Source organism: Rhodococcus sp. Z13 (assembly GCF_025837095.1).
Taxonomy (GTDB): domain Bacteria; phylum Actinomycetota; class Actinomycetes; order Mycobacteriales; family Mycobacteriaceae; genus Rhodococcus; species Rhodococcus sacchari.
The window spans coordinates 1-18,895 of record NZ_CP107551.1 but is presented as its reverse complement, the minus strand read 5'-3'; the positions used below and the strand labels follow the sequence as shown (position 1 = coordinate 18,895).

Sequence of the window (18,895 nt, the reverse complement as noted above, 5' to 3'; positions counted from 1 at the left end):
GAGCACAACGAGCGAAGGGCGCTTCCCGATCACTCGGAAAACGCCCTCTTGCTGTGTGTTGTGTTGTGTTGTGTTGTGGAGCCTAGGAGATTCGAACTCCTGACATCTGCCTTGCAAAGGCAGCGCTCTACCAACTGAGCTAAGGCCCCGTACTCCGGATCACCGGCCGGGAACCGCGTGCCATTCGTCCTCGCTCCGAAGCATTCGGACGAGTCCGAGGATCATCAGGATGCCGGCCCCCACGAGTGCGAGAACCCTCATTCCGATCACCCTTCCGGCACGGGAGTGGGCCTAGGAGGACTTGAACCTCCGACCTCTTCGTTATCAGCGAAGCGCTCTAACCGCCTGAGCTATAGGCCCTCGAACCGAGATGGAACACTACCCCACCGAGGCCGCCGGAAACAAATCGCCTCGGCGGGGCAGCGTTCCCGCAGGTCAATCGGGGTCGGCGAGAGTCACCTGAACGCCACCCACCAGATCCGTGCACAGGTTGTAGATGAACGCACCGAGGGTCGCGAGCGCCGTCAGCAACACCGAGTTGGCGATCCCGATGACGGTCGCGTAGCCGAACACCTGCCCGGCGGATACGAGTCCGCCGCTGCCGGAGTCGGTGACGATGTCGGTGAAGGCACTGTTGAGGCGATCCCACACGCCCATGCCAGCCAGCACGCCGTAGAGCAGGCCCACGGCGATCATCCACACGAAGAACAGCGACACGGAGATGACCGCGGAGATCTTCAGCATCGACCACGGGTCGATGCGACGGACCTGCACGGTCGCCCGCAGCGGTTCGGTCTGACCCGGCACCACCGTGGGCACCGCCGCGGCGGCCGCGCTCACCTGCGGGATCTCCCCCGTGGCCGGCGCCGACGACGGCAGCGGATGCTTCACCGCCGACAGGTCCGGCAGATCCTTCGCGAGATCCTTGCGTTCGATATGCCGGGTGGGTCCGTCGATGATCGCGGACTTCGACGGCGCCGCCGGACGGGCGGCCGCACCGCGCGCCGCTCCCGGAGCCGCCGTGCCGGTCACCACGGGACGGGTCGGCGGGGTAGCTCCCCCGGCCGGGCCCTGGGCGGCAGCCGGCTTCGCAGCGCCCGCTACGGGGCGCTGTGGGCGGCTGTTGTCGTCACCCTTGGCCGAGGTACCACCGACGCCCGGAACGTTCGTCTGCGGCGCATTCTGCGGCGAACCGGCCTGCGCGGCCTTCGGCGAACCGGACTGCGCGGCCGACGGCGAACCGGACTGCGCGGCACCCCGCTGCCAGGGCGGCGTGGGGCCACCGGTGCGCGGCGCCGGGGCCGGACGCGACTGCGGGTTCGCCGCGGGCTGCTCCGGTGCGGTGGCGCGGCCGTTCCGGGTCTCGGCGGGCTTCGCGTCCGGGGCGGCCTGCGGCTGCCGAACGGTCGGCTGCGATCCGGTCGCCGGGGCGGACGGGGTCGAGGCGGGCGTCCCCTGGGACCCGGACGTTCCCGACGGGGCCTGCGACCCTGCGGGTTCCGCAGGCGCCGCGGGACGCTCCGACTGCGCCGGCTCGGCCGGTCCCCCTGCCTCGGACTTCACCTCGCTCTCGTTGCGGTCCTCCGGCTTCGGACCCGGTTGCCCGCGGTCGGCTCCGTTCGGTCCCTGGGGAGTGCTCACTTACGACTCCTTAGCTCCGTCTGCGTCGGCTTCGTCCGGCTCGTCGGCGTTGCGCGCGATCGCCAACAACGTATCGCCCTCGGCCAGGTTCATCAGGCGCACGCCCTTGGTCTGGCGTCCCGCCTTGCGCACCTGCTTCGCCGCGGTGCGGATGACACCGCCGCTCGAAGTGATGGCGTAGAGCTCGTCGTCGTCCTCGACGATGCGTGCACCGATCAGATTGCCACGCTTGCGGTCGTACTGGATCGTCAGAACGCCCTTGCCGCCGCGGCCCTGGACCGGGTAGTCCTCCATCGGCGTGCGCTTCGCGTAGCCACCCGACGTCGCGACCAGCAGGTAGGTGCCCTCCTTGACGACGTTGAGCGACAGCAGCTTGTCGTCGCCGTTGAAGCGCATGCCCTGCACACCGGAGGTCGCGCGGCCCATCGGACGCAGCGCCTCGTCGGTCGCGGAGAAGCGGATCGACTGGCCCTCCTGGGACACGAGCAACAGGTCGTCCTCGGCCGAGCACAGCACCGCACCGACGAGCTCGTCGTCGCCGCGGAGGTTGATCGCGACGATGCCGCCCGAACGGTTGGAGTCGAAGTCCGCCAGACGCGACTTCTTCACCAGGCCGTTGCGGGTCGCGAGCACCAGATACGGCGCGTCCTCGTAGGACTTGAGCCGGATGACGCCCTGGATGCGCTCGTCGGGCTGGAAGGCCAGCAGGTTCGCGACGTGCTGGCCGCGCGCGGCGCGGTTCGCCTCGGGCAGCTCGTACGCCTTGGCGCGGTAGACGCGGCCCTTCGTGGTGAAGAACAGCAGCCAGTCGTGTGTGGACGTCACGAAGAAGTGCTTGACGATGTCGTCCTGCTTGAGCTCGGCTCCCTTGACGCCCTTGCCGCCGCGCTTCTGCGAGCGGTACAGGTCGGTGCGGGTGCGCTTGGCATAGCCGGTCTCGGTGATCGTGACGACGACGTCCTCGCGGGCGATGAGGTCCTCGTCGCTGACCTCGCCGTCGGCGGCGACGATGCGGGTACGACGCTCGTCGCCGTACTTGTCGACGATCTCCTCGAGCTCGTCGCGGACGATGGCGCGCTGACGCTCGGGGCGGGCCAGGATGTCCTTGTAGTCCTCGATCTCGCGCTCGATCTCGGCGAGATCGTCGACGATCTTCTGGCGCTCGAGGGCGGCGAGGCGGCGCAGCTGCATCGCCAGGATCGCGTCGGCCTGGATCTCGTCGACCGTGAGCAGCTCCATCAGGCCGGCCCGCGCGATGTCGACGGTCTGCGACGCGCGGATGAGCGCGATGACCTCGTCGAGCGCGTCGAGGGCCTTGACCAGACCGCGCAGGATGTGGGCGCGTTCCTCGGCCTTGCGCAACAGGTACCGCGTGCGCCGGACGATGACCTCGATCTGGTGGTTGACGTACAACCGGATCATCTGGTCGAGGCGCAGCGTGCGCGGCACCCCGTCGACGATCGACAGCATGTTGCAGCCGAAGCTGGTCTGCAGCTGCGTGTGCTTGTAGAGGTTGTTCAGGACGACCTTCGCCACCGCGTCGCGGCGCACCGTGACGACGATGCGCATGCCGACACGGTCGGACGACTCGTCGTGGATGTCGGAGATGCCCGCGATCTTGCCGTCGCGGACCTGCTCGGCGATCGAGGTGATGAGATTGTCCGGGTTGACCATGTAGGGCAGCTCGGTGATGACGATGCTGGCCCGGCCCTTGGAGTCCTCTTCGATCTCCACGACGCCGCGCATCTTCACCGACCCGCGACCGGTGGTGTACGCGTCGTGGATGCCCTGGGTACCGGTGATGAGGCCGGCGGTCGGGAAGTCCGGGCCCTTGATCCGCTCCATGACGGCGGCGAGGGTGGTCTCCTCGTCGGCGTCGTGGTTCTCGAGCGCCCAGTAGATGGCCTCCGCGACCTCACCGAGGTTGTGCGGCGGGATGTTGGTGGCCATACCGACCGCGATACCGCCCGAACCGTTGATCAACAGGTTGGGGATACGGCTGGGGAGAACCGTGGGTTCCTGGGTACGGCCGTCGTAGTTCGGCTGGAAATCGACCGTCTCGTGGTCGATCTCCCGCAGCATCTCCATCGCGAGGGGCGTGAGTCGGCACTCGGTGTATCGCATGGCGGCGGCGCCGTCGTTGCCGCGGGAACCGAAGTTGCCCTGGCCGTCGACGAGCGGGTAGCGCATCGACCACGGCTGGGCCAGGCGCACCAGGGTGTCGTAGATCGAAGCGTCACCGTGCGGGTGGTAGTTGCCCATGGTCTCGGCGACCGCGCGCGCCGACTTCACGTACCCGCGATCGGGACGGAAGCCGTTGTCGAACATCGCGTAGAGCACGCGACGGTGCACCGGTTTGAGACCGTCACGCACGTCGGGCAGAGCACGGCCCACGATCACGCTCATCGCGTAATCGATGTAGCTGCTCTGCATCTCCTGCTGGATATCGACGGGCTCGATGCGGTCGTGCCCCGGCCCCTCCGGAGGCAACGTGGTGTCGGTCATGAGCTCCTTCTTCTACTCGGCTCGCACGCCCGGATCCGGCCTTCGGCCCTGCGGACGTCTCGCAACCACCCGAGTCTATAGGTGCAGGTCAGCTGCTGCCGAGAAGGACAGGCACTTCACAGCCCCGGCGCGGCGCGCGGGACGACCCCTCACAACCCCGATTGCGGTCGGGCGCTCCCGATCCCGGCTCCGGCCGGGACCGGGGGGCTCACCACCGCGAGTTCGGAACGGCCTCGCGTGCCGCCTGACGTTCCACCTCGGACGCCCACTGCTCGAGTTGTTCGTCGCGCACGGTGTCGTCGCGACCGGGGGCGAGGAGCAGCGCCGTGATCGGCACGGCCAGCACGATGATGCCGAGGACGAACGCCGGGAACAGTAGCGACATCACGGTCATGCCGGCGGGCGGGAGCGCGGTCGGATCGAGGGTGACGCGCACACCGGCCATGCCCGTGTAGTGCAGGGCCACGACCGCGCACCCCATGACGAGGGCGGCACCCACCCGCACGACCGTCCGGCGGGTGCGGCGGGCGAGGGCGAGGGCGACCGTGGAGGCGACGATGCCGATGGCGACGGAGCCGACGACGTAACCGATCTCGTGCTCGATGGTGCCTTGGATGCGGATGGCGGACATGCCGCTGTAGTGCATGAGGCTGACCGCCACGCCCATGAGCACGCCGCCCACGCCGAGACGCAACCATTCGGGCACGCTGCGGGTGCTCACCGACTGCACGTCGGCGATCCACAGGCCCAGCAGGGTCGCGGCGACGGCGAGGACGACGGAGAAGACGGTGGGGGCCAGGTCGTAGCGGATCGCCGATCCGGGCACGGCGAAGCCCATCATGCCGATGAAGTGCATGAGCCAGATGCCCACGCCGCCGATCGACAGGGCCGCCATGAGCAGCCACCAGTTACCGCTCCGCCGCGGCTCATCCAAAGACCTTCGGACACATGACAATCCGACGAAGGAACCGACAACGGCGGTGGCGTAGGAGAGGAAGAAGACCCACAACCCCATGGAGAAGTGGTGTACGTCGTGCGACACGCGATGTCCTCACAGCGGCGCGCGGTCATCATCGCGCTCGGTCGGTGCGCGCCCTGACCGCCACGACGCGAGCTGCACCCCGGCCCCCGAGCAGCGATGTGAAGACTATCCGATAGGTTCGGGTAGTCCGGATTGCACCCCTTCAGTGCGTCGGTGCAGCCACGTCCCGTCCCGCGCGGTCCCCGGACGGCGATGTCGCCGGTGCCGTCGTCGAGCCCGCGCCCTCTCCTTCGGCGATCCAGGCGTCCACTTCGCGCTCGAGCTGCGCCGCGACCCGATCCGGCGTCAGGAGCACTGCGACGATCGGCACGGCGAGCAGCAGCAGACCGACGACGAAGAGCGGGAACAGGATGGAGAACACCTCGATCCCGGTCGGCGCCGGGACGGCCGGGTCGACGGTCACACCGACCGAGGCACCGGTGAGGAAGTGCACGGCGATCACCGCGGCACCCGCGAGCGCGCTGCTGAGCAGGCGCTTCGGCCAGGTGTCGGCAGTCTCGACCTGGGCCATGAACCCCACCGCCGTCACGAGGGCGAGTGCGAGGGCGCCCAGCAACCACATCGGGTCGAAGTCGAGGGTCCCCTGGATCCGCACCGCCCACAGGATGGTGAAGGGCACGGCGGCGAGACCGGCACCGAGCACGAGGGCTCCGGCGATCCGGCGCCCGGGACCGCCGGAGCCCTCTGCCGGCAGGGCCACAGCCAGGGCGACGAACACCGACACCACCGCGACCAGCATGGAGAACGCGATGGTGAGCATGTCGTACCGGACCGCGCTGCCATCCACCGCGAAACCGACCATCGGCAGGAAGACAGCGAGCCAGATGCCCACCCCACCGCTCACCAGGGCGGCGAGGACCGACCAGTACGACCGCAGCCGCGAGTTGGAGGTGGTGCGCATCTTGCGGGCGCTGGTGACGCCGACGAACACGCCGATCGTGGAGGTGAGGTACGCGAGTACGAGGACCCACGTCCCCATGGTGAAGAGCTCGAGCCCCTCCCCCATTACTGCGTCACCGGCTGGTGCAGCTTTCGCAGTGCGTACTCGGTGACGGTGACCAGTGCCTGCTTCGCGGACTCACGCGCACGGGCGTCGATCGACACGATCGGCACGTCGGCCGAGATCGCCATCGCCTGACGGATGTCCTCGAGCGGGTACCGGGGAGCGTCGTCGAACTCGTTGATGGCCACGATGAACGGCAGGTTCCGCGCCTCGAAGAAGTCGACGGCCGCGAAACTCTCGTCCAGACGACGCGTGTCGATCAGCACGATCGCGCCGATCGCACCGCGGATCAGGTCGTCCCACATGAACCAGAAACGGTGCTGACCCGGCGTACCGAACAGGTAGAGGACCAGATCGTCGGCAAGGCTGATACGACCGAAGTCCATGGCCACCGTCGTCGTGGCCTTCTGCGGCGTGGCCGAGAGGTTGTCCACGCCGTCACTGGCGTTGGTCACAAGCGCCTCGGTACGAAGCGGAACGATTTCCGACACCGCCCCGACCAGCGTCGTCTTGCCGACACCGAAACCGCCGGCGATCACGATCTTGGTCGAGGTCACGCGCTTCGTGGCGCTAGAGTTCGCGAAGTCCACTGAGGACCCTTTCAATCAGCTCACGACGCTCCGCGTCGCTCGAATCGTCTTTCAGCGTGGCCAGGATCTGTACGTGTCCGGCTTCGACGAGATCGGCGACGAGAACACGCGCCACACCGATCGGCACCCCCACTCGCGCCGCGATCTCGGCGACGGAGGGGGATTCCTTGCACAGCTCCAGGATCGTGGCATTGATGTTGTCCAGATCCCGGGCCCGATCGTCGGTGCCCGGAATCGCTTGGATCAGCGCTTCCAACGCCAGTTCGACCGCAGGACTCGTACGTCCCGAAGTCAAGGAGTAGGGCCGGACCAGGCTGGGCTGGTCCGGCGCCGACTCCGGCTTCCGCGATTCCATGGCCACCTCGACGTCAGGACCCTAGACCGACTCGCGGAGTGGCCTCGACCGACGCACCCACCCGATCGACCAGGAGTGCCATCTCGTAACCGACCTGTCCGATGTCGCACTCGGAGGCGGTCAGGGCCGCCAGGTGCGAACCGTCACCGACACTCATGAGCAGCAGGTAGCCGTGCTGCATCTCCACGACGGACTGCAGGACGCCGCCACCGTCGAACAGCTGCGACACACCGTTGGACAGGCTCGCGAGACCGGACGTCACCGCGGCGAGCTGCTCGGCCCGATCCACCGGAAGGTGGGCGCTGGCGGCCATGAGGAGGCCGTCGGCGGACACGAGCACTGCATGCGAGACACCCGGGACTTCACGCGCGAAATTGGAAACCAACCAGTCCAGAGGCCGAGCTGCGTCGGATCCGTTGTCAATACTCATCGAACTCCCTGTTCGTCGTTCTCGCGTTTGCTGGAATTCGCCGAGGCGCGTCCGTTGCGGACACCCTGCTGATGGCGGCTCAGGTTGGCCCGGATGGCTTCCGGATCCCGACGTCGGATCACCCGCTGCTCACCGGTGGTCGGCTGCGAACGCACGGCGCCGGGCACCAGACGCTCGCCGGGAGCACGGCGGGGCAGACCCGCGGTGGTGTGCTCCTGCACGGGCAGTTCCGCGGCACGTTGCGCCGCTTCCCAACCCGCATCCGCGGCCGAACGCCACTGCCGGTTCCGGCGATCCTCGGGCAGGCTCGTCGGGTCGACGAGCCAGTCCGACATCATCGTCTGGAAGATCGGCGTGTTGGCCGGTTGCGGACGAGCCGACGCGAGGTCGGATCGGGGCTGGAAGAACGAGGCGGTCTTGGCCGAGTTCGTCCGGTAGCGGTGCCGCGCGGCCCGCTGGTCCTCGCTGTGGGGCGAGACCGAACCACCGTCGGCGATGCTCGGAACGGAACCCGCACCGGCCGAAGCGGATTCGGCGGCACGTGGTGCTGCGGACTCCCGTCGCGACGGCAGACCCGGGGTGGCACCCGGCCGACGCGTGGGCAGGCCGGGCGTGGCGCCGGGACGACGCTGCGGCAGTCCACCGGCAAGGCTCTGCGCACCCTCGCCCGCCACGGGCTGCGGCGTGCGCTGCGGCAGGTCGGGACGGCTCGGGGCCGGACGGTCCGGAGTCGATTCGGCAGCAGGCGGCTGGAGCGTCTGTGCCGAAGGCGGCTGGGGCGGCAGATTCCGCTGCACCGCAGGCGAACTCCCCGACCCGCGGGTCGGCAGGCCCGGGGTGGCACCCGGCCGGCGCTGCGGCAGACCGGACGGACCGGCGGCCGGCGGAGCCGGCGGCGACGCCGGCCCCTGCTCGTCCTCGCGGGACCGCTCGGGTGCCTGCGGGGCCCGGCCCTGATCCACCGGCGGGAGACCGGGGGTCGTGCCGGGGCGACGCTGAGGCAGACCCGACAGGCCCTCGGCAGGCCGATCGGAGAGTCCTTCGGCGCGTTCGGACTCCACCTCGGGACGAGCGGGTGCAGAACCGTCGTGGCCGTTGTGGCCGTTCTGCTGCGGTCCGTTGTCCCGAGCCCCGTTGTTCTGGACCCCGTTGTTCTGAACCCCGTTGCTCTGGGCCTCTCCGTTCCGGGGTGCGGCCGGTTCCTCCGGCACACCGCGGGAACCGCGCTGCGGCAGCGACGACGCGAATGCCGCTGCGGCACCGGGATCGACGCGACGCTGCGGTTGCTGCGGGGGCGTCGGCAGACCGGGGGTCTCGCCGGGACGGCGGGTGGGCAGGCCGGGGGTGCCGCCGGGGCGACGCTGGGGCAGTCCGGACGGGCCGGTTCCCGACGCGTCGGGGCCGGCGGGCGGAGACTTGAATTCCGTTCGCGCCGAACCGCGTTGCGGTTCGGCTGGGCGGTCACCGCCGAGCTCGCGGGGAGGCAGATCACGGGACGGCAACTCACGGGACACCGGCTCCGGCGAGCCGTTCGGGGCCGGCTGCGCCGGGTAGCCGTCCGGCCGATCGACGATCGGGGCCTGCGGGCCGGTGTGCGACAGCGCCAGCGGCGAGACGAGCAGCACGTCCGGGATGTGCACGCTCGCGGTGATACCGGGATTGCGCGCGGTATCGAAGGTCGGGCGCAGGCGCACGGTGAGACCGTGACGTTCTGCCAGACGCGAGACCACGAACAGACCCATGTGGCGGGCGGTGTCGGGACCGACCTCGCCACCCTTGGCGAGACGCTGGTTGATCGTCTCGAGTTCGTCGGCCGGGATACCGATACCGCGGTCGGCGATCTCGACGAGCAGACCGCCGTCGACGGCACGCGCGAAGCTGAAGGTGACGTTGCTGTCCGGCGGCGACGCGCGCAGCGAGTTGTCGACCAGCTCGGCGAGCAGGTGCACGATGTCGGTCGCGACCGCGCCGCTGAGGGCGCCGTCGGGCGTCGAACCGATCTGGACGCGCTGGTAGTCCTCGACCTCCGACATGGCGGCGCGCAGCACGTCGCCGAGCTGCACCGGCGCCGAGTGACCGCGACGACTGCGGGTACCGGACAGAATCAGCAGGTTGTCGCCGTTGCGGCGCATACGGGCCGCGAGGTGGTCGAGGCGGAACAGGCTCTCGAGTCGGGCCGGGTCCTTCTCCTCGTACTCGAGTTGCTCGATGAGGCTGAGCTGCTGCTCGACGAGCGACTTGCTTCGCCGCGCGAGCGTCTCGAACATGTCGCTGATCTGCAGGCGGAGGTGCGCCTGCTCACCGGCGAGGCGCAGTGCCTGACCGTGCATGTCGTCGACGGCGCGGGCGAGCTGACCGATCTCCTCGGTGGTGTACACGGGGACCCGGGTGAACTCGATGTCCTCGATGTTGTCGCCGACCTTGATGCGATCGATGGCTTCGGGCAGCTCCTGCCGCGCGACCTTCAGTGTGCCGTAGCGCAGGCGGCGGATCGGGCCGACCAGCGAGCGCGAGACGAGCAGCGCGAGGACGAGGGCGGCGAGCAGGGCCGCGAGCACGATCGCGGTGTCGCGGAGCGCGGCCGAACGCGTCTCGGCGGCGCGGTCCTGGATGGTCGTGCTGACCTGGCTCGACGACTGTTCGATGAGGCCGCCGTAGATGTCGACGCTGTTGAGCAGCGAGGCGCGCAGGTTGAGGATCGGGAGCGGTCCCTCCCCTGCCGCGGCGACCATGTCGGCGCGTTCCTGGACACCGGCGCGCAGTTCGGCGATCTGCGTGTCCGCCGAGGGGTACGACCGGGCGAGCAGGTCGAGCATCGCAAGCTCGGCACCGGACGCCGACACGAGGGCGGTACCGGGCTGGTCGGGATTCTGGAGGAGCTGCAGGAGGCCGAGCACCTGGCCGAAGAGATAACGCTGCGAGTACCAGGCGTTGATGAGCTGGTCGCCGTAGGCGAGGATCTCCTCGTCGTCGACCTCGCTGATGATCGACTCGACGACCCGGTTCAGGCTGTCGCGCACCTCGTTGGTGACGGTGCTGATCTCCTCGACCGGCACCGGGCCGGCCTGGAGCTTGGCGAACAGCGACTGCGCGGTGGCGACGGTGCGGGCGAGATCGGCGGTGACCTCGGAGTCGAGCTCCGGGTTCGCCACGACCGTCTCGATCTTGGCGAAGGCCTCCTCGAGGGCCGTCCATTCTGCGGGCGTCACCGTTCCGGCGGCGGCACTGGCGGTGGCGGTGGCGAACGCGGTCGAGAAGTCGACGACGTCCGGCACGGCCGCCACCTGGTCGGCGGCGGCGGAGAAGTGAACGGCGTTGCTGAGCTCGTTCTCGACCCGGAGACCACCGAGGACCATGGCCACGGTCACGGGGACAGCGAGGACGGCGGTGACCTTGCGACGAAGGCCCCACCCCTCGATGTTCCACCACCGCTGCCGAGGCGGCGACTTGTCAGTCATGGGTTACAGCTCTCCTTCCACCCCGTTCGCGCCGGGCATCGAGCACCGGCCGGCACTGCACTCCGATGAGCGCGTTTTCGATCGAGTGCAGTCGAACGAGACGTTTCGGGTGAGGGCACCATAGCGGGACGTACAACGGATACGGAAGTGAAGATCCTTTCCGCTCCCCTGTGCTGCTCTGGTCCCCCCGTTCGGCAGCCACACGTACAAATGGCCGTATGGAGTGTACTCACGGGTAAGACGCTGGGCGAACGGGAAGTCCGCGCCGACCTCCCACGACACGAGCCCTCGCTGTGAAATCGCGCACAGCGAGGGCTCGTGTGGGTCCCGTGTGCCGCGTGTGACCCGGGTGCGGGCAACCGGCGGCAATGGATCAGACGTCCAGGAAGCGGACATCCTTCGCGTTCCGGGTGATGAAGCTGCGGCGTGCGACGACGTCCTCACCCATGAGGATGCTGAACAGTTCGTCGGCGGCCGCGGCGTCGTCGAGGGTCACCTGACGCAGGATGCGGACCGAGGGATCCATGGTGGTCTCCCACAGCTCCTTGGCGTTCATCTCGCCGAGACCCTTGTAGCGCTGGATGCCGTCGTCCTTGTTGATCTTCTTGCCGGCCTTCAGGCCCGCCTCGAGCAGCGCGTCGCGCTCGCGGTCGGAGTACGCGAACTCCGGCTCGCTGCGCTGCCACTTGAGCTTGTACAGCGGCGGCTGCGCGAGGTAGACGTGGCCCTCCTCGATGAGCGGGCGCATGAAGCGGAAGAGCAGCGTCAGCAGCAGCGTCGCGATGTGCTGGCCGTCGACGTCGGCGTCGGCCATCAGCACGATCTTGTGGTAGCGCAGCTTCGCGATGTCGAACTCTTCGTGGATGCCCGTGCCGAAGGCGGTGATGATCGACTGGACCTCGGCGTTCTTGAGGACCTTGTCGATACGCGCCTTCTCGACGTTGATGATCTTGCCGCGCAGCGGCAGGATCGCCTGGTACATCGAGTCGCGGCCCGACTTGGCGGAGCCACCTGCGGAGTCGCCCTCCACGATGTAGATCTCGCACTTGCTCGGGTCCTTCGACCGGCAGTCCGCCAGCTTGCCGGGCAGGCCGCCGATGTCGGTCGCGCTCTTGCGGCGGACGAGCTCGCGGGCCTTACGCGCGGCGACGCGGGCGTGCGCCGAGGACACGGCCTTGGTCACGATCGTCTTCGCGTCGGCGGGGTTGGCCTCGAACCAGTGCGAGATGTGCTCGTTGCACGCCTTCTGCACGAACGACTTGACCTCGGTGTTGCCGAGCTTGGTCTTGGTCTGGCCCTCGAACTGCGGCTCCGAGACCTTCACCGAGATGATCGCGGCGAGACCCTCCCGGATGTCGTCGCCCGTGAGGTTCGGGTCCTTGTCCTTGAGGAGCTTCTTGTCCTTCGCGTACCGGTTGACCACGCTGGTCAGCGCCGCACGGAAGCCTTCCTCGTGCGTGCCGCCCTCGTGGGTGTTGATGGTGTTGGCGAAGGTGTGGACGGACTCGGAGTAACCCGAGTTCCACTGCATCGCGACCTCGAGTTCGTGGCCCGTGCCCTTGGCGGTGAAGCCCACCACCGAGTTGTGGATCGGGGTCTTGGCGCGGTTGATGTACCGCACGTAGTCCTCGAGACCACCCGGGTAGTGGTAGGTGCGGGTCTTGACCTTCGGCACCTCGGTCGCGGCCTCGGCGGACTCCTCCGCGGACTTGGGGGCCTCGGCGGTCTCCGGGACCTCTTCGTCGGTGATCTCCTCGGGCTGCACCCGCTCGTCGGTCAGGGTGATGGTCAGGCCCTTGTTCAGGAACGCCATCTCCTGCAGACGACGCGAGACCGTCTCGAAGTTGTAGGTCGTGGTCTCGAAGATCTCCGGGTCGGCCCAGAACCGGACCGTGGTGCCCGTGCGCTTCGTCGGCTCGCCCTGGACGAGCTCGCCCGGCTTCGAGTTCGTGTAGGTCTGTTCCCAGTGGTAGCCGTCGCGGTCGATCTCGACCTCGAGGCGCGTGGACAGCGCGTTCACCACGGAGATACCGACACCGTGCAGACCACCCGAAACCGCGTAGGCGTCGGAGTCGAACTTGCCGCCGGCGTGGAGCTGGGTGAGGACGACCTCGACGGTGGGCGCACCGGAGGCGTGCATGGCGACGGGGATACCGCGGCCGTCGTCGACGACCTGGACGCCACCGTCCTCGAGAAGCGTGACCTCCACCGTCGAGGCGTAACCCGCCATGGCCTCGTCGACGGAGTTGTCGACGACCTCCCAGATGAGGTGGTGCAGACCACGCTCCCCGGTGGAACCGATGTACATGCCGGGGCGCTTGCGTACCGCCTCGAGTCCCTCGAGGACGGTGATGGACGACGCACCGTACTCACTTCTGCTGTTGTTCGACTTCTGGGCAGCCACGGGTGGGTAGCTCTCCTTCTCCGCATCGGCCCCGCGCACGCGCGCGACGCATTCCTGTCCATCCTACGTGTCCGGACGTCCACTGCCGGGGTGGACACAGAATGCGGTGATTCGCACCCCTGGTGTCCCCGGAGCGGCCCGGTCGCGCCTGTCAGGGCGTGATTTCCTAGACCGCCGGAATATCGGCGCTTCTACGGTCCACGAACGGGGTCGCCGCTCAGCCGTAGGTGTCGCGGGGACCACGCCCCCGGATGTGACGTTCGCCCTTCCGCCAGCTCGGTGCCGTCGGGCCGGTGATCCGCAGTTCCCGGACGACGTCTCGGCCCACCGCGTCGGCGATCCGGCCGAGGATCTGCGACTGCATCATCCGCAGCTGCGTCGCCCACGCCGTCGACTCCGCCGAGACGTGCAGGATCCCGTCGCGCAGCGTGGTCGGTTGCGCGTGCGCGGCGATGTCGTCGCCGACGACCCGCGCCCAGCTGCCCAGCACGGTGCCCTCCGAGACGTGCGCCGACCAGCCGCGTTGCTTGGCCACGGACTGGGCCAGGGAGCCGAGCCGCTGCGGGTCGCGCTCGTCCGGACCCGGCCCCGACCAGCCGCGCCGCCGGCGCTTGGGCCGCAGCGGACCGCGCGAGGCGCGTCCCTGCCCCACCGCCTTGCCGCTCGCCTTGGCCGCGGCTCGAGCCTCCTCGAGCGCGCGACGGGCGAGATCGATGCCCTTGAGCTCGGGCTCCCCGGCGCCCGGGCCCTCACCTGCGTGTTCGTCGTTCATCCGACCTCCCCTGGAACCGGATCGGCACTCGGGTCCGTCTCCCTCTGCACCGATCCCAGCACAGAGGTACGACCGTCCGGGCCGTCCTCGACGTGCACGGGGAAGCGGGCGCCGCGCAGTTCGCCCGGCACGTCCTCGGGGACGGCCGCGGTGATGAGCACCTGCTCGGCGCCCGCGGCGACCTCGGCGAGCGCGGCCCGGCGGCGACGGTCGAGTTCGGCGAACACGTCGTCGAGCATGAGGACCGGATCGGTGCCGTCGGCCCGCAGCAGGGCGAACGCCCCGAGCCGCAGCGCCAGCGCGAACGACCACGATTCACCGTGGCTGGCATAGCCTTTCGCGGGCTCGCTGCCGAGCATCAACTCGAGATCGTCGCGGTGGGGACCGACGAGGCAGACCCCCCGCTCGATCTCGCGCGAGCGGACCTCGGCGAGCCGGTGCAGGAAGACGGTCTCGAGGAACTCCCGGTCGTCGGGGATCGGCGGGCGGGCCGGATCGGCGAACTCCGGCGGCAGAGCGTCACCGAGGCTGCTGCGGTAGTGCAGGCTCGCCGGGCGCGACTCCGGTGCGATGGCCCGGTAGGCCTCCGCGACGTGCGGAGCGAGTTCGTGCAGCAGGGAGATCCGGGCGGCCAGCAGTTCGGCGCCGTGCGCGGCGAGATGACCGTCCCAGACGTCGAGGGTGGCCAGCGCGCTCGCCCCGTCGCTCGAGCGGCTGCCGCGGCGCAGCGCCCCACCAGCGGTCTTGAGCAGTGCCGACCGCTGCCGCAGCACCTTGTCGTAGTCGGCGCGCACCCCGCTCAGCCGCGGGAAGCGGGTGGTGAGCAGTTCGTCGAGGAAACGCCGGCGGTCGCCCGGGTCGCCGCGGACGAGCGACAGGTCCTCGGGCGCGAACAGCACCGTGCGCAGGATGCCGAGGAGTTCTCGAGGACGGCGGGCCGGCGACTGGTTGATCCGTGCCCGGTTCTGCCGGCCGTCGTTGATCTCGATGTCGATGCCGAGTTCGCGGCCGTTGTTGACGACCAGCGCCCCCGCGAAGGCCCTGGTCGTGCCGGCCCGCAGCAGCGGGGCGTCGGACGAGACCCGGTGCGAGGACAGCGTCGACAGGTACCCGAGCGCCTCGAGCAGGTTGGTCTTCCCGTGCCCGTTGCGGCCCACGAAGACCGTCGCCCCCGGTGTGAGATCGACGGAAACCGCTCTCCACGAACGGAAGTCACGCAGGGAAAAGGATCGAACGTACACGGGGGCGTCCAGTCTCGCCTGCCGGTCAGCCCGGCAGGCGCACCGGCATCAGCAGGTAGGTGTAGTCGCTCTCCGGCGCCGCGAAGGTACCCGAGGCGTCCGGCACGGGCTCCTCCTCGAGAGCGGGCCGCAGCACGGCGGGCCGGCTCGAGGTGGTGAACCCGAACGACACCTTGTCGGTGTGCAGCGAGGTCAGGCCGTCGAGCAGGTAGCCCGGGTTGAAGGCGATGATCAGCGGCTCGCCGAAGAACTCCGCGGGGTGCGTCTCCTCGGCGCGGCCGGCGTCGTCGCCACCCGCGGACAGCAGCACGCTGCCCTCGGTGAACTCGAGTCGGACCTGCGCACCGCGCTCGGCGACGAGGGCCACACGCTTGATGGCGTCGACCAGCGGCGCGATCTCCACCGTGGCCATCGCGGTGTGCTCGTTGGGGAGCAACTGGCGGAACTTGGGGAATTCGGCGTCGAGCAGGCGCGTGGTGGTGCGACGTCCCTCGGAGACGATGCCGAGCAGGCCGTCGGCACCCACCGACGAACCGCTGCCCAGCGCCAGCTGGACCGGCGAATTCGAGGTTCCGCCAACGGTTTTCGCAGCCTCGGAGAGAGTCTTGGCGGGAACGAGCACCGCGGAGCTGGTGGCCTCCGAGGTGGGCATCCACTCGAGTTTGCGCACGGCGAGCCGGAAACGGTCGGTCGCGGCGAGCACCATGTCGGTGCCGTCGATCTCGACCCGGATGCCGGTGAGCATCGGCAGCGTGTCGTCCTTGCCGGCCGCGACGGCGACCTGGCTGATGGCCTCGGCGAAGAGGTCGCCGGGCAGCGAGCCGGTCTGCTGCGGCAGCTCGGGCAGCTGCGGGTAGTCCTCCACAGGCATGGTGGGGAGCGAGAACTTGGCGCTACCGCACGTGATGAGCACGCGGGTGCCGTCGAGGACGACATCCACAGGCTTGTGGGGAAGGGCACGGGTGATGTCGGCGAGCAGCTTGCCCGACACCAGCACCTGGCCCGGCGTGATGACCTCCGCCGCGACGTGGACCTGCGCGGAGACCTCGTAGTCGAAGCCCGAGACGGTCAGTCCCTGTTCCTCGGCGCCCAGGAGGACACCGCCGAGAACGGGAACGGGAGGTCGCGAGGGGAGGCTTCTGGCAACCCACGCAACGGAGTCGGCGAAGTCCTCGCGAGCCACACGAAACTTCATACTTCCCAGCTCCATCGCCCGGTGGATCCCTTCGATCGTGGTCTCGACGTGTCTTCGAAGTCTGTCACAGAACCCCGACGCCGCCGAGGCGGAGCCGGGGGATGCGGCTCCACGTTAGGCCTTCCTTCGCTGCTTGGGAAGCCGAGAGGCTCGAGGCGGGGTGTCTTCTCGAGGGCCTGTGGAGCGAACCTGTCCACACACCTGTTTCCAAAGAAGATTTCCGAAGAGAACTCACAGAAGTAGTAATAGGGGCTGTGGAAACTGTGGACGAACGACCGTCTAGGCTGGTGGGGCGACGTTCTCGAGGGCCGCGAACTCGAGGATGAACTCGAGGAGTTCTCGAGGAGGAATGTGGATTCCTCGAGACGGTTCAACTTCTGTCCACCGTTCGTCCACAGAGATTCTACGTTCTGCACACCGTTGTCCACAGGTGTGGGGACCGGAAATTTCTCGAGATATAGGACAGGGAGCGCCCTGTGGACGCTCCCTGTGGATGGATTCTCGAGGCTCGAGGATCAGCGCTTCGACCGCTGCTTGATGCGCGCGGTGAGCTCCTGCACCTGGTCGTAGACCTTGCGACGCTCAGTCATCTCCTTGCGAATCTTCTTGTCCGCGTACATGACTGTGGTGTGATCGCGCCCGAAGGTCTGCCCGATCTTCGGCAGCGACAGGTCGGTGAGCTCCCGGCACAGGTACATGGCGATCTGCCGTGCCTGCGCCAGTGGGCGGGCCTTGCCGGGGCCGCACAGATCGTCGATCGACGTACCGAAGTACTCCGCGGTCACGGCCATGATCGTGGCGGCGTTGATCTCGAGTGCCGACGAATCCGGCATCAGATCACGCAGCACCACCTCGGCGAGCGTCAGGTCGAGCGGCTGCCGGTTCAGCGACGCGAAGGCCGTGACACGGATCAGGGCACCCTCGAGTTCACGGATGTTGCGTTCGATCCGGCTCGCGATCAGCTCGAGCACGTCGTGCGGGACGTTCAGGCCGTCCATGCGCGCCTTCTTCGACAGGATCGCGATGCGCGTCTCGAGTTCGGGCGGCTGGACGTCGGTGATCAGGCCCCATTCGAAGCGCGTCCGCAACCGCTCCTCGAGTGTCGCCAGCTGCTTGGGCGGCCGATCGGAGGAGACGACGATCTGCTTGTTGGCGTTGTGGAGGGTGTTGAAGGTGTGGAAGAACTCCTCCTGGATACCCTCCTTGCCCTCGATGAACTGGATGTCGTCGACGAGCAGGATGTCGGTCTCGCGGTAGCGGCGCTTGAACGCGACCTTGCGGTCGTCGCGGAGGCTGTTGATGAAGTCGTTGGTGAACTCCTCGGTGGAGACGTACTTCACCCGCAGACCGGGGAACAGGCGCTGCGCGTAGTGGCCGGCGGCGTGCAGCAGGTGCGTCTTCCCCAGGCCCGACGCACCCCAGATGAACAGCGGGTTGTAGGCGCGGGCGGGAGCCTCGGCGATCGCCACGGCGGCGGCGTGGGCGAAGCGGTTCGACGCACCGATGACGAAGGTGTCGAAGGTGTACTTCGCGTTCAGGCTGCTCGAGCCCATCGGCGGCGTCTCGGGCGGCGTGGGCTGGGTGAAATAGGACGGCCACGACTCGCGGACGGCGGTCATCGCTTCGCGGTCGTCGTCGACCTCCTCGAGTTCGCCGTGGTCGGCCTCGAGCATGTCGTGGCTGCGCGGGGGCATCCGCCGGTGCAGCGGGGCCACGGCCTCGCCGGGCAGACCACCCTCCCGCGGCGCCGCCGGAGAGCGGCGCAGATCCCGCGACCGGGACTCGCCCGTGCGGGAACTCACAGGCTGTGAGTCCTCGGGGAGCCCCTCGAGGGGCAGTGTGTCGCGCGGTTCGGCGTACGGATCCTCGGCGGGATCGTCCACCCGTTCGCGCGGTTCGACGCGCACACCGAGGCCCTCCACCCGGTGACCGAGATGGCGGTTGAGGGTCCGCAGGATCGGTTCGCGCAGATCGCGCTCGATCGACTGCTGGGCGAGCGTGGAAGGTACCGAGAGCAGGGCGAATCCCTGCGCCAGGGTGATGGGTTTGACGAGGGCGAGCCATGCTTTCTGGCTCTTCGTCAGCCCGCCGTCGTCGACGGTCAGCTCGGCTACGACGTCCGTCCACACATCGGCCAGCGCGTTCGGCTCGTCGCTCACGCAGCTTCCCTTTCCTGAAGTCGACCGGGTTGTCCACACGATTATCCACAGGTGTGGACAACCGGGGGAATCACCCGGTGGACGAATGGGAAGAGTGCAT

At 68.7% G+C, this 18,895-nt stretch carries 13 protein-coding genes and 2 tRNA genes; all 15 read right to left on the bottom strand.

What is annotated here, in order from left to right; all coding sequences use genetic code 11:
- Positions 1–76: 76 nt before the first annotated feature.
- The 15 genes from OED52_RS00075 to dnaA all read right to left on the bottom strand — a co-directional run bounded on the left by OED52_RS00075 (position 77) and on the right by dnaA (position 18,795).
- Positions 77–149 (bottom strand) — tRNA-Ala (locus tag OED52_RS00075).
- 137 nt (positions 150–286) lie between these two features.
- Positions 287–360: transfer RNA gene (locus OED52_RS00070), tRNA-Ile, on the bottom strand.
- A 75-nt stretch (positions 361–435) separates the two neighbouring features.
- Positions 436–1,641 (bottom strand): DUF3566 domain-containing protein, encoded by a 1,206-nt coding sequence (locus tag OED52_RS00065; RefSeq protein ID WP_264152704.1) that lies wholly within the window; start codon positions 1,639–1,641, stop codon positions 436–438.
- Positions 1,642–4,146 (bottom strand): DNA gyrase subunit A, encoded by a 2,505-nt coding sequence (gene gyrA / locus OED52_RS00060; protein WP_264152703.1) that lies wholly within the window; start codon positions 4,144–4,146, stop codon positions 1,642–1,644.
- Positions 4,147–4,354: 208 nt separating this feature from the next.
- Positions 4,355–5,041: an MHYT domain-containing protein gene (locus tag OED52_RS00055; protein ID WP_318841895.1), complete on the bottom strand. Its 687-nt coding sequence runs from the start codon at positions 5,039–5,041 to the stop codon at positions 4,355–4,357.
- A 289-nt stretch (positions 5,042–5,330) separates the two neighbouring features.
- On the bottom strand, positions 5,331–6,194 hold the full coding sequence (locus OED52_RS00050) for an MHYT domain-containing protein (protein ID WP_264152701.1): 864 nt from the start codon (positions 6,192–6,194) through the stop codon (positions 5,331–5,333).
- Complete coding sequence (locus OED52_RS00045; protein ID WP_016691076.1) at positions 6,194–6,748, bottom strand: GTP-binding protein; 555 nt, start codon at positions 6,746–6,748, stop codon at positions 6,194–6,196. Before OED52_RS00045 ends, OED52_RS00050 begins: the two co-directional genes overlap by 1 nt.
- 13 nt (positions 6,749–6,761) lie before the next feature.
- The gene (locus tag OED52_RS00040; protein WP_264152700.1) at positions 6,762–7,136 is read right to left on the bottom strand and encodes a DUF742 domain-containing protein; all 375 of its coding nucleotides are present in this window, start codon (positions 7,134–7,136) and stop codon (positions 6,762–6,764) included.
- Positions 7,137–7,149: 13 nt separating this feature from the next.
- On the bottom strand, positions 7,150–7,566 hold the full coding sequence (locus OED52_RS00035; RefSeq protein ID WP_264152699.1) for a roadblock/LC7 domain-containing protein: 417 nt from the start codon (positions 7,564–7,566) through the stop codon (positions 7,150–7,152).
- Complete coding sequence (locus OED52_RS00030) at positions 7,563–11,024, bottom strand: sensor histidine kinase (RefSeq protein WP_264152698.1); 3,462 nt, start codon at positions 11,022–11,024, stop codon at positions 7,563–7,565. Before OED52_RS00030 ends, OED52_RS00035 begins: the two co-directional genes overlap by 4 nt.
- Before the next feature lie 373 nt (positions 11,025–11,397).
- A complete protein-coding gene (gene gyrB / locus OED52_RS00025) occupies positions 11,398–13,428 on the bottom strand; it encodes a DNA topoisomerase (ATP-hydrolyzing) subunit B (protein ID WP_264152697.1) in 2,031 nt (676 codons plus the stop codon).
- A gap of 217 nt (positions 13,429–13,645) precedes the next feature.
- Entirely contained in the window at positions 13,646–14,200 is a 555-nt protein-coding gene (locus tag OED52_RS00020) for a DUF721 family protein (protein ID WP_264152696.1), read from the bottom strand.
- Positions 14,197–15,441 carry a DNA replication/repair protein RecF gene (gene recF / locus OED52_RS00015; protein ID WP_264152695.1) on the bottom strand — a complete coding sequence of 415 codons (1,245 nt, stop codon included), beginning with the start codon at positions 15,439–15,441 and terminating at the stop codon, positions 14,197–14,199. Before recF ends, OED52_RS00020 begins: the two co-directional genes overlap by 4 nt.
- A gap of 25 nt (positions 15,442–15,466) precedes the next feature.
- Positions 15,467–16,651: a DNA polymerase III subunit beta gene (dnaN, locus tag OED52_RS00010; protein ID WP_264152694.1), complete on the bottom strand. Its 1,185-nt coding sequence runs from the start codon at positions 16,649–16,651 to the stop codon at positions 15,467–15,469.
- A 500-nt stretch (positions 16,652–17,151) separates the two neighbouring features.
- The gene (gene dnaA, locus OED52_RS00005) at positions 17,152–18,795 is read right to left on the bottom strand and encodes a chromosomal replication initiator protein DnaA (RefSeq protein WP_264152693.1); all 1,644 of its coding nucleotides are present in this window, start codon (positions 18,793–18,795) and stop codon (positions 17,152–17,154) included.
- Positions 18,796–18,895: the final 100 nt, after the last annotated feature.